Origin of the sequence: Thermoanaerobacterium sp. PSU-2 (genome assembly GCF_002102475.1) — a bacterium.
Lineage (GTDB): Bacteria > Bacillota > Thermoanaerobacteria > Thermoanaerobacterales > Thermoanaerobacteraceae > Thermoanaerobacterium.
Window position 1 is genome coordinate 172927 of sequence record NZ_MSQD01000002.1, and the last position, 18884, is coordinate 191810.

The window sequence follows — 18884 nt, forward strand, 5'->3', positions numbered from 1 at the left end:
TCTCACCCCAATATAATTGCCAAAATTAATTATACTAATGGGGTAAACATTTGTCAAGAATGCTATTTTATACTCTTTACAATCTTTTCAGTGTCTTTAGCGATCATGTATTCTTCATTAGTCGGGACAACCATCACGCTAACTTTTGAATTTGGCGTAGATATAATAGTTTCTTTACCTCTCACCTTATTTTTTTCCTTATCCAAGCTAAACCCTAAGAACTCTAATCCATCTAGTATAAATTCTCGTATCTCCGGTCCATTTTCACCAACACCTGCTGTAAATACAATGGCATCAACACCTCCCATAGCTGCTGCATAAGCGCCAATCGTCTTCTTTACTCGATACGTAAATACATTTAAAGCGAGTTGAGCTCTTTCATCTCCATTTTTAAATGCAGCATCTTCTAAATCTCTAAAATCGCTGCTTATTCCTGAAATACCGTAAACACCGGATTTTTTGTTTAATATATTTACTACTTCTTCAGCGCTTATATTTTCTTTCTCCATAAGATAAGAAATGATAGATGGATCTATGTTTCCAGATCGTGTACCCATAGCCAAACCTTCTAATGGCGTAAATCCCATGCTTGTGTCAATTGATTTACCATATTTGACGGCAGCAATACTGGAACCATTTCCAAGATGACATGTTATAATTTTTAAATCTTCAATAGGCCTATTTAAAATCTCTGCAGCCCTATTTGAAACATATTTATGCGACGTACCATGAAATCCATATCTTCTTATTCTATACTTTGTGTAGTATTCGTAAGGTATTGGATAAAGATATGCATAATCAGGCATTGTCTGATGAAAAGCTGTATCGAATACTGCCACCATTGGAACGTTTGGCATAATTTGCTGGCAAGCTTTAATTCCTTCTATGTTAGCAGGATTATGCAGTGGGGCCAATTCTATGCAATCTGTTATTGTTTTTAACACTTCATCATTTATAAGAACTGATGATGTAAAAGATTCTCCTCCATGAACAACTCTATGACCTACAGCATCTATCTCAGACATATCCTTTATAACACCATAATCGCTGTTTACCAAAGCATCTAAAACTAATTTTATTGCGTCTTTGTGATCTTTCATGTCTTTTTTTATCTTGATTTTTTCTCCGTTAGCGTTATGCGTCAATAGAGAATCATTTATGCCGATCCTTTCAGCAAGACCTTTCGCCAGCACATTCCCATCAGTAGATTCGATCAATTGATATTTCAGTGAAGAGCTTCCGCAATTAATAATCAGTATTTTCATAGTTTTCATCCTCCATACTTTACATTTTATTGAGCCTGTACAGCTGTTGTTGCTATTACATCGACAATGTCTCTATAACTGCATCCTCTTGATAAATCATTAACTGGTGCACCCATTCCTTGTGTTATCGGTCCGATTGCATTTGCCTTAGCTAACCTCTGCACAAGCTTATATCCTATGTTGCCAGCTTGTAAGTCAGGGAATATAAGAACATTTGCATATCCTGCAACTTTGCTTCCTGGAGCTTTTAACTCTGCAACTTCTTTTACAAGAGCGGCATCTAATTGCAATTCACCGTCGATAGCAACATCTGGCATCAAATCCTTTGCTATCTCTGTCGCTTTTCTTACTTTGTCTACTAATTCATGTGATGCACTGCCCTTTGTGGAAAATGAAAGCATCGCAACTTTTGGTTCAAAGCCCAACAAATTCTTCGCAGTATTAGCAGATTGTACAGCAATAGAAGCAAGTTCTTCTGCATTAGGCGATGGATTAACTGCACAATCAGCAAACAAAAATACACCATTTTCGCCATATTCGCAATTAGGTACTTCCATTATAAAAAAGCTTGATACTATCTTTGCTCCTGGAGCCGTTTTAATTATCTGAAATGCTGGTCTTAATAAATCTGCAGTAGCATGAATAGCGCCAGATACCAATCCATCAGCATAACCCTCTTTAACCATCATACATCCAAAATAAATATTATCTTTGATTGTTTCTCTGGCTTTTTCTAAAGTAATTCCCTTGCTCTTTCTTAATTCATAAAAATCATTAGCATACCTATCAAACATTTCAGACTTTACAGGGTCAATGATTTCTGCTTTGGATATGTCTAAATCTTTTGCTGCACTTTTTATCTCGTCCTCATTTCCCAGAAGCACTAAATCTGCGATTCCCTCTTTTAGGACTATCTCAGCAGCCTTTAATGTCCTCGGTTCCGCACCTTCCGGCAAAACAATTTTCTTTTTGTCACTTTTGGCTTTTTCAATGATACTTTGAATAATACTCATAAAATCGTCCCTTCCTCCAAAATATTTATCTTTATATATTTCTCCTTTAAAAAGAAGAAATATATTGTATACACATTTTACATTTTAACATATTTTTTATAAAATAATAAGTACAATTAATAATTTTTTAGAAAGGCGCATATTATGAGCGTATTAGGTTTAATTGTAGAATACAATCCACTTCACAATGGACATATATATCACATAAAAAAATCTATCGAAATGACAAAAGCAGACTTTGTGGTAGCAGTAATGAGCGGCAATTTTGTGCAACGTGGTATTCCTTCTATAATAGATAAGTGGTCAAGAACAGAAGCAGCATTATTATCCGGAATAGATTTAGTCATTGAGCTGCCTACAATATACGCTGTTTCCACTGCGGAAAAATTTGCTTACGGTGCAATAAAACTACTTGATTCATTACACATCGTTGATTACATATCGTTTGGAAGCGAACATGGCTTTATTGACGAATTATACCGAATATCAAAATTTCTGTTAGATGAGCCAGAAGACTATAAAGCGCTTTTGAAAAATTATTTAAAAAACGGCATCACATATGCAAAAGCACGTGAATTAGCGTTATTAAAATATTTTGGAGAAAACATCATTGACATTATCGGAAATCCAAATAACATACTTGGAATTGAATACATAAAAAGCTTAATCAAGTTAAATAGCAATATTAAACCTTTGACATTAAAAAGATTTGGGCCAGGCTATAATTCTCTGGAAACAGTAGAATCTTTTGCGAGTGCTACATATCTCAGAAAGGTTATAAATGATAAAAACTATTCTATATTAGAAAAATATATGCCACAATATTCTCTTGAAATTTTAAAAAATTGCATTGCAGAAGGTCATGGTCCCGTTACTTTAGACGATTTTGCTAAAATAGTAGTTTATCGTTTGAGAAATGATGCATCAGTAAAAGATGTTTTTGACGTTACAGAAGGCTTAGAAAACCGTATAAAAAAAGCCTCATCTCTTTACAATAATTTAAGCGACATAATAGGCTACATCAAAACTAAAAGGTATACCGAAAGCAGAATAAGGCGGATAATGATGCACGTCTTATTGGATATTGATTCAAGCATTTATTTAAAATTTGATGGGCCAAATTATATAAGAATATTAGGCGCCACTAAGAAAGGTTTAAAACTTTTAAAAGAAATTAAAAACAAAGCAAGTATACCAATTATCACTAAAGTTTCTGAATACAACAAAATCCTGTCTAACACAGAAATGTTTGAAATAGATTTAAAAGCAACAGACATATATACGCTTGCATATACAAATGAACCAGTTTCAAGTTTGGATTTTACTAAAAAGTTTATAGTAAAATAATCATTTTATTTCCCCCTCTTTAATAAAAATATACTATGGAAACTTCAAAGGGGGAACAATATTGAAAGGAGATAAAACAAAGGCTTTATCAATTGTGTTTGTCTTATTTCTCGTTATTTCAATTATCATATTTCCAAAAAATTCGCTTGCTGCTGCAAAGTCAGGAATCAATCTATGGCTTTTTACAGTATTCCCAGCGTTACTTCCCTTTTTCATCGGGTCTGAAATGCTGGTACGATTAGGATTTGTCAAAATGCTTGGCAAATTTTTAGAGCCTATAATGCGTCCAATATTCAATGTTTCTGGCAACGGTGGTTTTGCAATGGCCGTTGGATACACATCTGGGTATCCTGTTGGTGCGCAAATAATAAAAAGATTGTGGGAAGAAAAACTTTTAAATACAGCCGAAGCTGAAAGGTTAATGACATTTTGCAACAACTCTGGACCACTATTTATGTTAGGCGTAGTCGCCATGGGGATGTTTAATAGCTCTACAATTGGTTATATAATAATGTTATCAAATTATTTAGCAGCAATTACTACTGGTATAATTTTTAGAAACTATAATATCGAAAATAAACATTTAAAAAGTTCAGAATACCATAATATTCGTCAAAGCAATCCTGATGATTTAATAGCTAATTTTGGAGAAATCTTAGGAAGTGCAGTTAAAGACTCCATGAACACAATAATCATGATAGGCGGTTATATTATAACATTTTCAGTTTTAATAGAATTTCTAAAGGTATACGGTTTAATAGACGCTATAGAAAAGATTATTACACCGATATTTGAAGCAATTGGTTTTAACAAAAATTTGATTGCTGGATATTTAAGCGGCTTAATGGAAATCACGATAGGTTCAAATATGATTAGCCAAGCAACGGCGCCATTATACCAAAAAGTCATATTAATAAGCTCAATTTTAGCATGGGGTGGTCTGTCAACGCATGGACAAGTAATAGGTGTCATTAATAATACAAAGATAAGCTACTTGCCGTATTTAATTGCAAAAGCTATTCATAGCATTTTTGCTGGATTGTTCTCCTTTGTCTTTATGAAATTTATAAACATTGACAATGTAGCAGTTTCAGAAGCTTTTTATCAAGGAAGCGCGAAAAATATGATAAGCATATTTGAAATATCCTCACTTATGTTTGTGATCTCAATTTTATCTGTTATTTTTCTTGTCATTATAACTTCCATAACAAATAAAGAGGCATGATTATTTAATGCCTCTTAGTTCATTCCTATTATTCTTTATCGTATTTAATAATTCTGAAACATTTTTTTCCAATTTAGCTAACAGTTCATCAGCATAATCTTTACTTCCAAGTCTTATTTCCTTTGCATTAGTCTGCGCTTGAGCTATTATTTCTGCCGCTTTTTTTTCAGCTTTTTTAACAATTTCATTTTCATTCACCATTTGATTAATTCTCTGCTCAGCTTCTTTTAAAATCGTTTCAGCATCTTGCTGGGCTTCTATCAATATTTTTTGTCTTTCTTGTTTAATCCACTCTGCTTTTTTTAATTCGTCTGGCAACTTAATCCTGATTTGCTTTATAATTTCCAAGATTTCATCCTTATTTATCAAGGTTTTTTGCGACAGAGGTATGGTGGAACTTTTCTCGATATAATCCTCCAATGAATCTAACAGTTCTAATACTTCTAAATTATCAGCCACTTCCAATGAAATGCCCCCTTAATCTTTAATTTTTCGTAATATCTTTTCAATTACTGAATCTGGAACGAGATCCGATAAGCACCCCCCAAACTTTGCTACTTCTTTAACTATGCTGGAGCTTAGATATCCATATTTATTGCTTGTCATAAAAAATATAGTTTCAACATCAGGATTTAACTTTTTGTTTATCAAAGCCATCTGAAATTCATATTCAAAATCCGAAACCATTCGCAGTCCTTTTACAATAATCTTTGAATTTACTTTTTCTAAATACTCTATAAGCAAACCAGAAAAACTATCAATTTCCACATTTTCAATGTCAGCAGTTACTTCTTTTAACATTTCCACCCGTTCTTCCAATGAAAACATAGGAGTTTTAGATGGATTAACAAGCACCGCTACAATTAATTTATCGAAAACTTTTGCTGCTCTTTTTATAACATCTAAATGCCCATTTGTAACAGGATCAAAACTACCCGGATATACTGCTATATTCATCTGTTGCCTCCTTAAAAAATGTTAATATCGTTTCTCCATATTTTTTCATCCTAAATTTTTGCAAGCTGCCGTACTTTTCTTCTAAAAAATCATTTTTATGATGCTCAACAATTGCGTAACCATTTGTATTCAATAACTCATATTCACTTATTTTATTTAGCGGTTCAACATATAAGTTATTGTAATACGGCGGATCAATGTATATAATATCAAACTTAATATTATTCTTACTAAAATAATCTAAAGCATGCAATGCATCCATATGCAAAATCACTGCACTATCAATAGAGCCAAGCAATTTAACATTATCATTTATGTATTTAATATTATTATATACTTTTTCTACAAAGTAGCAAATATTAGCTCCTCTACTTAATGCCTCAATGCCAATACTGCCTGTACCAGAAAATAAATCTAAAAATATAGAATCGTATATATCAGCACCTATTATATTGAAAAGCGATTCTTTAACCATGTCAGACGTAGGTCTAATTGCCTTCCCAGGTGGACATTTTAATTTTCTGCCTTTAGCTATGCCAGATATAACCCTCAAAATCACACCTCCAATACTAAAATATTTTAGCACATTTTACGATTAGATACAAAATTATGTATAAAACTTTTAAAACATGGCAAATAATATACTTGGGAAACCAATTTCCCCAAAATTCTTCCTTCAATTTCTCCTCTCCCAATCCAGGTAGATTACTACCTGGATTAAATTTTAATTAAAAAGGGTAACCGCAACTGGCTACCCTTTTTAATTTAATTACTTCAATGTTCCATTATTAGCGATTTGGCTTTCAGCCATTTGGATCATCTTTCTTACCATGTGGCCACCTACAGCGCCGCAATCACGGGATGTAAGTGTGCCCCAATAACCATCGGCTGGAGGATTTATTCCAAGTTCGCTTGCTATTTCATATTTCCATTTGCTCATAGCTTGCTTAGCTTCTCTTACTACAAGAGGATTTTTTGTCTCTGAACCTGCTGCCATTTTTATCACCTCCATTTAATGATTTCAATATTAATTTGCCACATATTAATTTATATATTCATGTTAATATTTTCTTATATATTGTTGAGATATATTCATGAAAATCTATTTAAAAAGATACCCTTGCGGGTATCTTTTGTTATCTAAGTGTGCCTTTATTAGCGATTTGGCTTTCAGCCATTTGGATCATCTTTTTACCATGTGGCCACCTACAGCGCCGCAATCACGGGATGTAAGTGTACCCCAATAACCATCGGCTGGAGGATTTATTCCAAGTTCGCTTGCTATTTCATATTTCCATTTGCTCATAGCTTGCTTAGCTTCTCTTACTACAAGAGGATTTTTTGTCTCTGAACCTGCTGCCATTTTTATCACCTCCATTTAATGATTTCAATATTAATTTGCCCAATAGTAACATCAATAAACTATAATTTATTTAGCAATTTTGTTTCGAGATGACAAAAATGGCGTTAAAACTTAATTTAAAATAAAATTTAATTAAATTCAAAAAATATTCCAACAGCAGACGGTCCAGCATGAACTCCAACTGTACAACCGGCCCTATTTCTAATAAAATTAGTTGCACCAAATTCGTTGCGAATTGCATTCTCAATTTCTAACATAAACTCTTCCCTGTCAGTATGTAAAAGTCCAATCTCTTTTTTAGTAAAATCGACTTTAGTCTCTCTCATGTAATTTATAATCCACTTTATAGCATTTTTTCGACCTCTAACCTTGTCCTTTATTTCTAATTCACCATCATTATTAACCAGTATTGGCTTAATATTTAAAATACTTCCTAAAATCGCCTGCGTCTTTTTTAATCGTCCTCCTTTGTAAAGATAATCCAACGAATCAAAGATCATTGTATAGCTAATTTTTGGTATCATGTTTGTCACTCTGGCAATTATCTCATCACTGGTGTTGCCATTACACGCCATTTTTCCAGCTTCGATGACAATAAATCCCTCGCCTAAAGAAAAATTTTTAGAATCAATCACTGTTATGTTTTGATTTTTTAAATTGTCTTTAGCCAACAATGCTGACTGATATGTACCACTCAATTTTGATGACATTAAAATACAGATTATTTCATCATAACTTTTCAACAAATCACTAAAAACATCCATAAATTCAATAGGTGATACTTGTGAAGTGTTAGGCATTTTCCCGGAATTTATCAAATCGTAAAATTCATCTTTTTTTATATCTACTCCGTCTTTATAAGATATACCATCAATATCAACTGTCAGCGGCACAACATATATATCATATAGTTTTACAATATCATCTGGAATATCAGATACACTATCTGTCACTATGGCTATCTTTCCCATTATCTTTTCCTCCCAGCAATTAATTTAATATGATTCCTTCTAATTTATCCTTAAATCGCTCTATCAATTCTGCTTTCATTTTACTATGCTTTTCAAAATTACCATCATCGCTTATAAATCTTTCTACAGCATTTTGAGCCAGTTTTAATGTTTCTATATCATCAAATAAATTGGCCAATTTAAGTTCAGGCAATCCATGTTGCTTTACTCCAAAAAATTCTCCTGGTCCCCTTATCTCCAAATCTTTTTCTGCAATTTTAAAACCATCATTTGTTTCAGTCATCACCTTCAATCTTTTTTTGACAACATCGGAATATGAGTAAGCTATCAAAATGCAATAAGATTGATATGACGATCTTCCTACACGTCCCCTTAATTGATGCAACTGAGCCAATCCAAATCTCTCTGCGTTTTCAATGACAATTACTGTTGCGTTTGGAACATTTACACCAACTTCAATAACTGTTGTAGAGACTAATATATCAATTTCCCCATCAACAAATTCACTCATCACTTTGTCCTTATCGCTTGAATTCATTCCACCATGAACTAAGCCAACTCTAAAATCCTTAAAGACTCCCTTATAAATTTCTTCATAAACCACCTCTGCCGATTTTGCATATATAGTTTGTGAATCCTCTATAAGTGGACAAACTATGTAAGCTTGGTGTCCTTTTTTTATTTCATTTACGACGAATTTATAAGCCCTTTCTCTTAAAGCTCCACTTACTGCATACGTTTCAACTTTCTTTCTTCCTGGAGGCAATTCGTCTATTATAGACATATCCAAATCTCCATAAAGCATTAATGCTAAAGTTCTTGGAATAGGCGTTGCTGTCATTACAAGAACATTCGTTTGATTGCCTTTATCTTTAAACACAGCTCTTTGGCGAACTCCAAATCTATGTTGTTCATCTGTTATTGCCAAACCTAAATTTTTAAACTGAACATTATCTTCAATTAAAGAATGTGTACCAACTAATACATCAATCTCACCATTTTTTACTTTCTCTATTATTAAATTTTTTCTTTTATTGCTGATGCTTCCTGTCAACAATTCCGTTTTAATACCTAACTTATCATACAACTCTTTTAATGATAAATAGTGTTGTTTTGCAAGTATTTCTGTTGGCGCCAATATGGACGCCTGATATCCATTCTTTACTGCGACATACATTGCTGCCGCTGCTATAACCGTCTTTCCAGAGCCGACATCACCTTGTAAAAGTCTATTCATCACTTTCCCTGAATACATATCATTTAAGATTTCGTTTAAAGCTTTATCCTGTGCTTTAGTAAGCTTAAATTTTAAATTGTCTAAGAATTCTCTTAAATCTACACGTTTAAACTTTATGCCTGATTTATCAATATCATACCTATTTTTAATCAAATTTAACCCCAATTGCAAAATAAAAAATTCTTGAAATATAAGTCTATATTTAGCTCTCTCTAACATTTCTGATGACTCTGGAAAATGGATATTTTTTATGGCTTCTCTTATTCCCAATAAATTATATTCTGTCAAAAAATCCTCGTCGAAAATTTCCTCTATTTCATTTATATACTCTTTTAAAAGGCTATAAATTATATTTCTTAAAATCTTTTGACTTAATCCATCTGTCAACTTATATATCGGCACAATTCGTCCTGCATTTAGATTTAAAACATCACTTTTATCCATAGTTGGGTTTTCCACGTACACTTGTCCATATTTATAGGAAACCTTGCCATTTACTATATACTCTTCACCTAATTTGAAATTATTTTTAACGTACGGCTGGTTGTACCAAACAAGTTCTAAAGCCCCACTTCCATCTTTAACAGGTACTTTCGTGATTATTAGTCCCTTGATCCTATATTCTCTCGCTTTCCCTGCGATGTACGCTTTAAAAGTTTGCTTTTCACCAATCTTCAACATATCTATAGGAATTATTTTCTCTCTGTCTTCATATTCTCTGGGATAATACTCCAATGCATCCTTTACAGTTTCAATACCAATTTTTTTAAGCAGTAATGCTCTCTTTGGACCAACACCTTTTACATATTGTATTGGTTTTGAAAGATCCATAAAATCACCTATTCAATCGAAATCACATAATAGTATAGAAGCTGTCCGCCGTATTGGAGATCCACATCGCCATCAAATACTATGGTATTTAACAATTTTTTTGCATCTTCTTCTTCAACTTCTTTTCCATAATAAATGGTTATTATTGAAGTATCAGCAGAAACAGCATTTGACACTATTTGTCTTGCTACTTCATTGTAGTCAGTACCTTTATCTACAAATTGTCCATTTACAAATCCTAAAATTTCTCCAGTCTTGATTTCCACTCCATCTAATACAGTATCTCTTATAGAATAAGTTATTTCTACCGTTGTAACCTTATCGATAGTATCATTTATATTTTTGATCGCATCATCTACGCTTGCATTGACATCAAAGTTTATCATGGCACTTATAGCCTGATTAAAGCTGTAAGTATTTATGACATGCACATTTTTGTCTGATAAACTTTTAGCTTGTTCACATGTCATAACTACATTTTTATTATTCGGAAAGACAATTATATTTTCTGCATTTATTTCTTTTAAGCCATTTAATATATCCAAAGCGCTGGGATTCATAGTTTGTCCACCATCTATTACGATATCACACCCCAAATCTTGAAACAAACTGCTTATCCCTTCACCTGGTGAAACAGCCAGAAAGCCATATTTTTTGGCATGAGTATTTCTGTCTTTGTTTGATTCAAAAATCACATTTTCATGCTGTAGTTTCATATTGTCAATCTTGACTTTTACCAGTTCCCCATACTCTAAGCCTTTCTGCAATACTAGTCCAGGAGAATTAGTATGTATATGAACTTTTATTAAATCTTCATCTCCAACAACGATTATACTGTCACCAAAAGATTCAATTTCAGCTTTAAGCTTAGAAGAATTCTTAGATTTTGCATCAATAAGCATCTCCGTACAATAAGTAAACTTTATATCTGCAATATTACTTTCTTTTTTATGGATGTCTTCAACAACATGCTGAACAGCTATCTCATGCCCTTTTATGGCTTCTAACATTCCTATTAGCATAAATAAAAAGCCTTGTCCACCAGAATCAACTACATTAGCTTGCTTTAACACCGGCAATAAGTCAGGCGTTCTTTTCACTGATTCTGAGGCAGCTTTTACAATCTTCTCCATAAAAATCTCAAAGTCATTAATAGAAGTTAGTTTCAAAGCCTCATTTGCACAATCTCTTACTACAGTCAGAATAGTACCTTCCGTAGGTTTCATAACTGCCTTATATGCAATCGCTGAACCAGCATTTAAAGCTTCAGCAAAATCTTTTGTCGTGATTTCATCATGGTTCAAAAGGCTTTTGGCAAATCCCCTAATTATTTGAGATAAAATCACCCCTGAATTTCCTTTGGCACCTAAGAGAGCACCTCTGGAAAGGTTATTTAGAACTTCATTCATATCATCAGAGGCTTTTTCCATTTCTTTAACAGCAAAATCTAATGTATGAGCCATGTTAGAACCTGTATCACCATCTGGAACAGGAAAGACATTTAATTTATTTACTTCATCTGATTTATTTATTAAGTACTGGGATCCAGCCTTAAACATGCGTTTTAAAGTATTAACATCTAAGCGATCCAACCGTTTTTCCTCCTCAAAAATCAACTTTTATGCTTTGTACATTTACAACGATATTTTTAACATTAACACCTGTATATGTCTCTATAGTGTATTTGACTTTTTCAATGATATTTGCAGCAACTGTCTTAATGTTGACTCCATATTCAACAACAATGTACAAATCTATAACAATACCGTCTTCATCATATGCAACCTTTATGCCTTTACCTGACTGCTCATTTTTGAAAAGCTCTATAAGCCCGTCAGGTCCACGTTTTCCTAAGCCCACTATGCCATAACATTCAGATGTGGCATAACTAGCCATAGATGCAATTACGTCTGCAGAAATATCTATTTTCCCTAAATTATTTTTTGTTTGCTCCATTTTTAAAACCTCCTATTATAATTATATTTTACCTTATCCAAATTAAATCATCAATAAAGAAAAAAATTGTTATATTTTAAGCTAATGCAAATTTTAATTAAAAAGTATTTACAGCATTAAAATATAATGTTAAAATATCATTGTTGTGTGGATATAATAAAAGAGTGTGTAATTATTTTTCTTGAAGTCTATTAATTTTTTTGCTAAAATGTTAGTGTTGACAAAGAGGAGGTGCACATGATGAGAAAATGTGAAGTATGCGGAAAAACTCCAATGGCGGGATATCAATACAGCCATTCCCACAGAAAATCAATCAAAAAATGGCAGCCAAACTTAAAGCGTGTTAAAGCCATAGTGGACGGTACACCTGTAAGATTGAATGTTTGTACAAAATGCTTAAGATCAGGAAGAGTTAAGAGAGCCATATAAAGAAAGACGTGCATATATGCACGCTTTTTATTTTTTGCTCTTAGCAAATGACGACAAAATTTTTTTTATAAAATCAGGAATTCTAATGTAGTATATTTTAGGTTCCTTTTTTTTACTCATATGCATCCCCCTTTATCCTTTTACTTCTAAACTATTTATCTACTATTTGAAATATGCATTAATAAAATAACCAATCATTATTACAGCAAATCCTAAAAGTATCATCCACAGCCAACTTGGTATGTACAATACAATTATAAATATTCCAAGCGAAATTATAATATATCCAATTGAATAATTCAGTTTTTTATTTAATATTCTAATTTTTCTATAAATTTTATTCCACATAAAAATCCACTCCTTTCTTTCAATATTTTATTCGAAAGGAGCAGATTTTGTGCTAATCTTTAGATTTTATCACAAGCAAATAACCACTATTTATCTTTATCTTAATCTTACTATCTGTAAATACATTGCTAATCCCATAAGGCATCTCTAAAGACATATCTTGACCAGATAAAGGATAAAACAACCCTTCAGTGTAAATCCCTCTAACGTCTAAACTGTACGGAATCAATGAAACTACATCACCTGATTTGCCTTCCAATTCGATAAAATCATCAATAAGATAAACTTCATTTTTTTCGCTCAAAATTTTTCCCTTTATTTTTCTCTTAAGAAGGTACAATAAAAGCGACAAATTTGCTAATGAATGATCAAATCTACTTCCTATCGTCGCTAAATACACGATCTCATTAGCTCCTATGTCTATAGCCTTTATCGTTGCAAGTTGACTATCCGTCTCGTCTTTCATAGTAGGATGTTTTTCAATGATTACACCTTGTTGCAAATAATAATCTATAATTTTATCATCCGCTGAATCCAAATCACCTACGATGTAATTTGGCATTATGCCTAATTTGTAAGCTATATTAGCTCCACCATCCGCACAGATTACCACGTCGCATTCATCGATTGCTTTTTTAAAATAGTTGGAATCTTTAAATTCTCCATTTGAGATAATACAAACCTTCATTTTAGTGCTGCCTCTCTAAGTTTTTTTAAATTTTCACCAGGATCTCCATTGGCAAATATAAACGAACCAGCCACAATCACATCAGCTCCAGCCAAAACTACATCCTTTATATTATCAATATTAATACCTCCATCAACTTCTATCTTAAAATTCAATCCCTTTTCATTTCTAATTGATGCTAATTCTCGAATTTTTTCATACATGCCATCTATAAATACTTGCCCTCCAAAACCAGGGTTTACAGTCATAATCAACACCATATCAACTGATGACAATACATATCTTAATGTATCTAAAGATGTAGCAGGGTTTAGTGCCACGCTTGCATTTATACCCATTGACTTTATCAATTGCAAAGTTCTGTCTAGATGTACACATGCTTCCTGATGTACTGTTATATTTTTGGCTCCAGCATCGACAAATTCTTTTACGTATTTGTCAGGCTCTTCTATCATTAAATGAACGTCAAATGGAATCTTGGTTTTGCCTTTTAAAGCATTTAATACCAATGGTCCAATCGTTATATTAGGGACAAAATGCCCATCCATAATATCTATATGCAAATACTCGGGTTTCTCTACTTCAACTTTTCGTATATCAGATAACAAATTTCCAAAGTCAGCCGATAAAATCGACGGAGAAATTTCCATTATTAATATTTCCTCCTTCTGTTCGCTTTTAGTTCATTATATAAACTTAAATAATTTGAGTACCTTGTTCTATCAATCATCCCACTCTCAACAGCACTTTTAACTCCACAATCAGGTTCATTAATATGTAAGCACGAATTAAATCTACATTCTGTTTCAAAGACTTGAAAATCTTTATAAAAATTTTTGAGATTTTTTTCATCAATATCAAGATTTAGAGAGGTAAAGCCAGGCGTATCCAATACATAGCCACCATCAATAGGTATTAACTCCACATTTCTTGTCGTATGCTTTCCTCTATTAAGCTTTTCACTTAAATCTCCAATCTCTTGCCTTTCATGCCCATGAATACAATTTATCAAAGAAGATTTTCCTACGCCAGATGGACCTGTAAAAAAAGAAGTTTTACCTTTTAGAATTGTTTTTAACTTGTCGATTCCAATGTTATCGTATTTGGAAGTAGTAATCACTTCGTACCCTAATTTTTTATATGTATTGTATATTGGCATGTATTCATCTTCATTAACTAAATCAACCTTATTTATGCAGATGATGGGATTTATCTCGTTTACTTCAGTTAATATTATCATTTTATCAAGCTGCAATCTGTTTAAATCAGGATTAACTATCGAAAAAGTAATTATTGCTTGATCTACATTTGACACAGGTGGCCTTACTAATTGGTTTTTCCTGTCATGTATATTCACTATGAATCCATCTTTTAAATTTTGTGATTCGACATCAACGTAGTCTCCAACAATAGGTATAATATTGGAAATTCTAAATTTACCACGAGCACGGCATTCTATGGTGCCATGCTCGGTGGAAACATAGTAAAAACCTCCAATGCCTTTAATAATTCGTCCTACTAATACCACTAAAATTTCGCCCCCATCGTTTCGTAAACATTGCCGTTTATATCAACTTCAATAATAACATTGCCTTTACCACTAACTGGTACTGTTATTGGACTGTCTGCATAGGTATACGTATTTGAATACTGCAATGTCTTATTGCCATCTTGTATAACATAAACATCAACTTTCATAGGGCCTTCTTGATTAGGCAAGTTAATTGTAATCTCTTTTGTCTTATATCCTTGAGGCAATTGAGTCTGCGTCTGTTGCTGTTGCTGCTGCGTCTGTGTTGATTGGCTCACAATCAAATCGATAGATTTGCCCTTTTGAATGCTGGTGCCCTGAGGTATGCTTTGCGAGATCACAAAATTATCAGGCACGCTGTCACTTGGTTGTGTAGTTACATTTCCAACCTTAAGTCCTACATCTTCCAAAGCTTTTGTCGCATCATCAAGCGACATGTTCTGGACATTAGGAACTGTAACCATTTCTGGTCCTTTGCTTACATAAACATCAACAACAGTATTGTATTCAACTTGCACACCTTGCCTTGGATTTTGATCATACACGTAGCCATTTGGATAGCTATCATTGTAGTCCCAAATTAAATTTGCATTTAGCCCACTATTTTTTAATTTCAACTGAGCATCTCTGTATTCACTGCCTATGACATTAGGAACAACGGAATTCTGTTTTCCTTTGCTGACTACTACGTTAACAGTAGAACCCTTCTTTACAGTCTCTCCTGCCGGTGGATCTTGTGACAAAATAGTGTTGGTCAGAGCATCGCTGTATTGACTGTCTGAAATATTTAACTTCAAATTGTTATTTTCCAATATTGTAGTTGCTTTGTCTAGTGTTTGACCTTTTATATCAGGCACTTTCACTTCTGCTGCAGTAGCCATGTTGTTTAAAAAATACATAGTACCGTAAGACAGTGATGCCATAAGCGCTAAAATCAATATTGCAATCCCTATATTTCTTAAAATTTTTCTTCCTTTTCTTTTGCTCGGTGTTTTTGAATCCTTAATCTTCTCGTTAATTTCTTCCGCCTTCATGACCCTCGTAACATTGTTGTCAGTTAAATCACCTATGATCAATTTATCTGGATCGCTTATAAACGTATCAATATCATTCAAAAGTTCAGCCGCACTTTTATATCTGTAATTTATATCTTTTTCGGTGGCCTTTAAAACTATCTTGTCAAGTTTATAAGGTACTCGAGGATTCAACTTTGATGGTGGTACTATATTTTCCTGTATATGCTTTAATGCAACCGATATTGGGCTCTCACCTTCAAAAGGAACTTTGCCAGTTAGCATTTCATACATGACAATTCCCAGCGAATATATATCGGTCTTTTCGTCTATCATGGCACCTTTCGCCTGTTCTGGCGAAAAATAGTAAGCAGTACCAAGAACATCTCCTCCACCATATGTTATGGTAGAACCATTAGCTGCTCTTGCAATGCCAAAGTCTGTTACCTTTACAATGTTGTCATCTGTCACCAATATATTTTGTGGCTTAATGTCTCTGTGAACAATATGATGTTTATGAGCGTGTTCCAACGCTCTACATACTTGCCTTGCTATATCCAAGGATTTTGGTATAGGCAAAGGTCCATTCGTTTCCTTAATTAATTGTTTTAAAGTTTTTCCATTGACATATTCCATTACAATATAGTATATATCTCCTTCTTGTCCAACATCATATATGCTGACAATATTAGGATGAGAAAGGCTTGCTGCCGCTTGTGATTCTCTTTTGAACCTTCTTACAAACTCTTCATCTGACACAAATTCCGATCTCAATACTTTTATGGCAACAATCCTATTCAAAAGATGGCATTTTGCCTTATATACCTTTGCCATACCACCTTCGCCTATCTTTTCCAGTATCTCATATCGATTTCCAAGCATTTTACCAACCATATAGTCACACCTCCTTTACCGCCACAATAGTAATATTGTCAAAGCCACCATTTTGTTTTGCCATTTTAATCAGATTATCGCAAGCCTTATCTATGCTTTCAGAACTATTAAATTCCTTTAAAATCAAATCGTCTGTAAGCATATTTGTCAATCCATCTGTGCACAGCAAAAAGACATCATTTTTAAAAACATCGCCAGTAAATATATCTACTTCTATTTCCTCATCGATGCCAAGTGCCCTTGTTATAATGTTTTTCTGTGGATGATTTCTTGCTTCTTCATGGGTTATCCTGCCTAATTTCACTAATTCTTCCACATAAGAATGATCTTCAGTAATCTGCATGAGCTTATCGTCTCTTATTAAATATGCTCTGCTATCACCTATGTGACCAATAAAAAATTTTCCATTCTCTATCAAAAGGAGAGTTAGCGTTGTACCCATTCCTGTAAGGTCTATATTCGAAAAAGATTCATTAAAAACGTGAGAGTTTGCACTTCTAACCGCATCCTCAATAAATTTCTTTATCGAATCATCATTTTTATTACAACTACTATAATTGCTAAAAAAATACTTTGTAATGACCTCTATTGCGTATCTGCTTGCAACTTCACCGCCATTACATCCACCCATGCCGTCAGCTACAATAAAAAGTTTTATTCTTTCATCTGTAGAAATAAAATATGAATCTTCATTATTTTCTCTTACATTACCCTTATCAGTAAGTGCATATACTAACATCTAAATCATTTCACCCTTCCAGCTAAATATTTCCTTCTTAATTGACCACAAGCTGCATCGATGTCACTGCCAAGTTCACGCCTCACTGTACATGTAATGCCACTTCTCTCAAGCACATTCTTAAAAGCCATTATCTTCTCGTTATCAGCCTTTTCATAGCCAATCTCGTTGACGTAATTCACTGGTATTAAATTTACATGACACAAAAGCCCCTTTAAGAGATTGGACAGTTTTAAGCTCATATCATAGCTATCATTTACGCCTTTTATAAGCGAGTATTCAAAAGTTATCCTTCTATGAGTTTTGTCTATATAGTACCTACATGCATCAATTAAATCTTTTATAGGATAAACCTTATTTATGGGCATTAACTGTGAACGCAAATCATCAGTAGGTGCATGAAGCGAAATAGACAAATTAACTCCTAACCCTTCATCTGCAAATTCGTAAATTTTAGGCACAATTCCGCATGTGGAGATAGTAATATGTCTAACACCTATGCCCATACCAAATGGATTATTGACAATTTTTATAAATTTCATAACTTCATCATAGTTATCAAATGGCTCACCGCTGCCCATCAACACTATATTGGAGATCTTACCATAATCTTTATTCATTATAAGGACTTCGTCTACCATTTCAGATGCTTTTAAATTTCTGACTTTACCGCCAATCCCTGATGCACAAAACGAACATCTCATATTACATCCCACTTGAGTAGATATACAAGATGTATTACCAAAGCTATACTTTATCGCTACACCTTCAACAATATTTTCATCATCCAGCAAAAAAAGATACTTAGCTGTTCCATCTTCACTTGATACGACTTTTTTTGCAATTTGCAAATTAGAAATGAAGGCCATATTTTTCAACTTTTGCCTTAAATCTTTCTTTAGATCAGTCATGTCATCAAAACTGGTAACCCCTCTATAAATCCAACGAAAAACCTGCTTTGCTCTGTACTTTGTTTCACCAATGTCAAGAAAAAACTTTTCAAGTTCATCAATAGTCATGTTTTTTAAATCTATCAATTAAAACGCCTCCAAAATTTCATACAGATATTATATCACA

The 18884-nt window shown here is 33.2% G+C and carries 19 protein-coding genes and 1 pseudogene; 3 read left to right on the forward strand and 17 right to left on the reverse strand.

The window, feature by feature from the left end:
• Positions 1-62: 62 nt before the first annotated feature.
• Entirely contained in the window at positions 63-1265 is a 1203-nt protein-coding gene (locus BVF91_RS02895; protein WP_085112015.1) for an acetate kinase, read from the reverse strand.
• Between the two features lie 26 nt (positions 1266-1291).
• Entirely contained in the window at positions 1292-2278 is a 987-nt protein-coding gene (pta, locus tag BVF91_RS02900; protein WP_085112016.1) for a phosphate acetyltransferase, read from the reverse strand.
• Positions 2279-2422: 144 nt separating this feature from the next.
• Between pta and BVF91_RS02905 the strand changes: the two genes are divergently transcribed.
• Entirely contained in the window at positions 2423-3625 is a 1203-nt protein-coding gene (locus BVF91_RS02905; RefSeq protein WP_085112017.1) for a nucleotidyltransferase, read from the forward strand.
• A 61-nt stretch (positions 3626-3686) separates the two neighbouring features.
• The gene (spoVV, locus tag BVF91_RS02910; protein ID WP_085112018.1) at positions 3687-4850 is read left to right on the forward strand and encodes a dipicolinic acid transporter SpoVV; all 1164 of its coding nucleotides are present in this window, start codon (positions 3687-3689) and stop codon (positions 4848-4850) included.
• Here spoVV and BVF91_RS02915 read toward each other — a convergent pair whose 3' ends face one another.
• The 9 genes and pseudogenes from BVF91_RS02915 to BVF91_RS02955 form a co-directional block, all read right to left on the reverse strand.
• On the reverse strand, positions 4851-5315 hold the full coding sequence (locus BVF91_RS02915; protein WP_013788145.1) for a hypothetical protein: 465 nt from the start codon (positions 5313-5315) through the stop codon (positions 4851-4853).
• 12 nt (positions 5316-5327) lie between these two features.
• Positions 5328-5807, reverse strand: a complete 480-nt coding sequence (coaD, locus tag BVF91_RS02920) for a pantetheine-phosphate adenylyltransferase (protein WP_085112019.1) — start codon at positions 5805-5807, stop codon at positions 5328-5330.
• Positions 5782-6360, reverse strand: coding sequence for a 16S rRNA (guanine(966)-N(2))-methyltransferase RsmD (gene rsmD, locus BVF91_RS02925; RefSeq protein WP_085112020.1), 579 nt, complete (start codon positions 6358-6360; stop codon positions 5782-5784). The genes coaD and rsmD overlap by 26 nt, the downstream gene beginning before the upstream one ends.
• Positions 6361-6576: 216 nt before the next feature.
• Complete coding sequence (locus BVF91_RS02930; RefSeq protein WP_013297985.1) at positions 6577-6804, reverse strand: alpha/beta-type small acid-soluble spore protein; 228 nt, start codon at positions 6802-6804, stop codon at positions 6577-6579.
• Between the two features lie 139 nt (positions 6805-6943).
• Positions 6944-7170 (reverse strand): annotated as a pseudogene (locus tag BVF91_RS02935) (alpha/beta-type small acid-soluble spore protein).
• A gap of 128 nt (positions 7171-7298) precedes the next feature.
• Positions 7299-8141, reverse strand: coding sequence for a DegV family protein (locus BVF91_RS02940; RefSeq protein ID WP_013788149.1), 843 nt, complete (start codon positions 8139-8141; stop codon positions 7299-7301).
• A 19-nt stretch (positions 8142-8160) separates the two neighbouring features.
• Positions 8161-10209, reverse strand: coding sequence for an ATP-dependent DNA helicase RecG (gene recG, locus BVF91_RS02945; protein WP_085112021.1), 2049 nt, complete (start codon positions 10207-10209; stop codon positions 8161-8163).
• An 8-nt stretch (positions 10210-10217) separates the two neighbouring features.
• On the reverse strand, positions 10218-11768 hold the full coding sequence (locus BVF91_RS02950) for a DAK2 domain-containing protein (protein ID WP_085112041.1): 1551 nt from the start codon (positions 11766-11768) through the stop codon (positions 10218-10220).
• 46 nt (positions 11769-11814) lie between these two features.
• The gene (locus tag BVF91_RS02955; RefSeq protein WP_085112022.1) at positions 11815-12165 is read right to left on the reverse strand and encodes an Asp23/Gls24 family envelope stress response protein; all 351 of its coding nucleotides are present in this window, start codon (positions 12163-12165) and stop codon (positions 11815-11817) included.
• A gap of 240 nt (positions 12166-12405) precedes the next feature.
• On the opposite strand from BVF91_RS02955, the gene rpmB reads away from it, so the two are divergent.
• The gene (gene rpmB / locus BVF91_RS02960; protein WP_082243678.1) at positions 12406-12594 is read left to right on the forward strand and encodes a 50S ribosomal protein L28; all 189 of its coding nucleotides are present in this window, start codon (positions 12406-12408) and stop codon (positions 12592-12594) included.
• A 400-nt stretch (positions 12595-12994) separates the two neighbouring features.
• On the opposite strand, the gene BVF91_RS02970 is transcribed toward rpmB, so the two are convergent.
• From BVF91_RS02970 to rlmN, 6 genes are read right to left on the reverse strand one after another with little or no spacing between them, the layout of a single operon-like run.
• Positions 12995-13630 (reverse strand): thiamine diphosphokinase, encoded by a 636-nt coding sequence (locus BVF91_RS02970; protein ID WP_045411896.1) that lies wholly within the window; start codon positions 13628-13630, stop codon positions 12995-12997.
• A complete protein-coding gene (rpe, locus tag BVF91_RS02975) occupies positions 13627-14280 on the reverse strand; it encodes a ribulose-phosphate 3-epimerase (RefSeq protein ID WP_045411894.1) in 654 nt (217 codons plus the stop codon). The genes BVF91_RS02970 and rpe overlap by 4 nt, the downstream gene beginning before the upstream one ends.
• A 2-nt stretch (positions 14281-14282) precedes the next feature.
• Entirely contained in the window at positions 14283-15158 is an 876-nt protein-coding gene (gene rsgA / locus BVF91_RS02980) for a ribosome small subunit-dependent GTPase A (RefSeq protein WP_085112023.1), read from the reverse strand.
• Complete coding sequence (pknB, locus tag BVF91_RS02985) at positions 15158-17068, reverse strand: Stk1 family PASTA domain-containing Ser/Thr kinase (RefSeq protein WP_085112024.1); 1911 nt, start codon at positions 17066-17068, stop codon at positions 15158-15160. Before pknB ends, rsgA begins: the two co-directional genes overlap by 1 nt.
• A 4-nt stretch (positions 17069-17072) precedes the next feature.
• Positions 17073-17807 carry a Stp1/IreP family PP2C-type Ser/Thr phosphatase gene (locus BVF91_RS02990; RefSeq protein WP_045411886.1) on the reverse strand — a complete coding sequence of 245 codons (735 nt, stop codon included), beginning with the start codon at positions 17805-17807 and terminating at the stop codon, positions 17073-17075.
• Positions 17808-17812: 5 nt separating this feature from the next.
• Positions 17813-18844, reverse strand: a complete 1032-nt coding sequence (gene rlmN, locus BVF91_RS02995) for a dual-specificity RNA methyltransferase RlmN (RefSeq protein WP_085112025.1) — start codon at positions 18842-18844, stop codon at positions 17813-17815.
• Between the last annotated feature and the right edge of the window lie 40 nt (positions 18845-18884).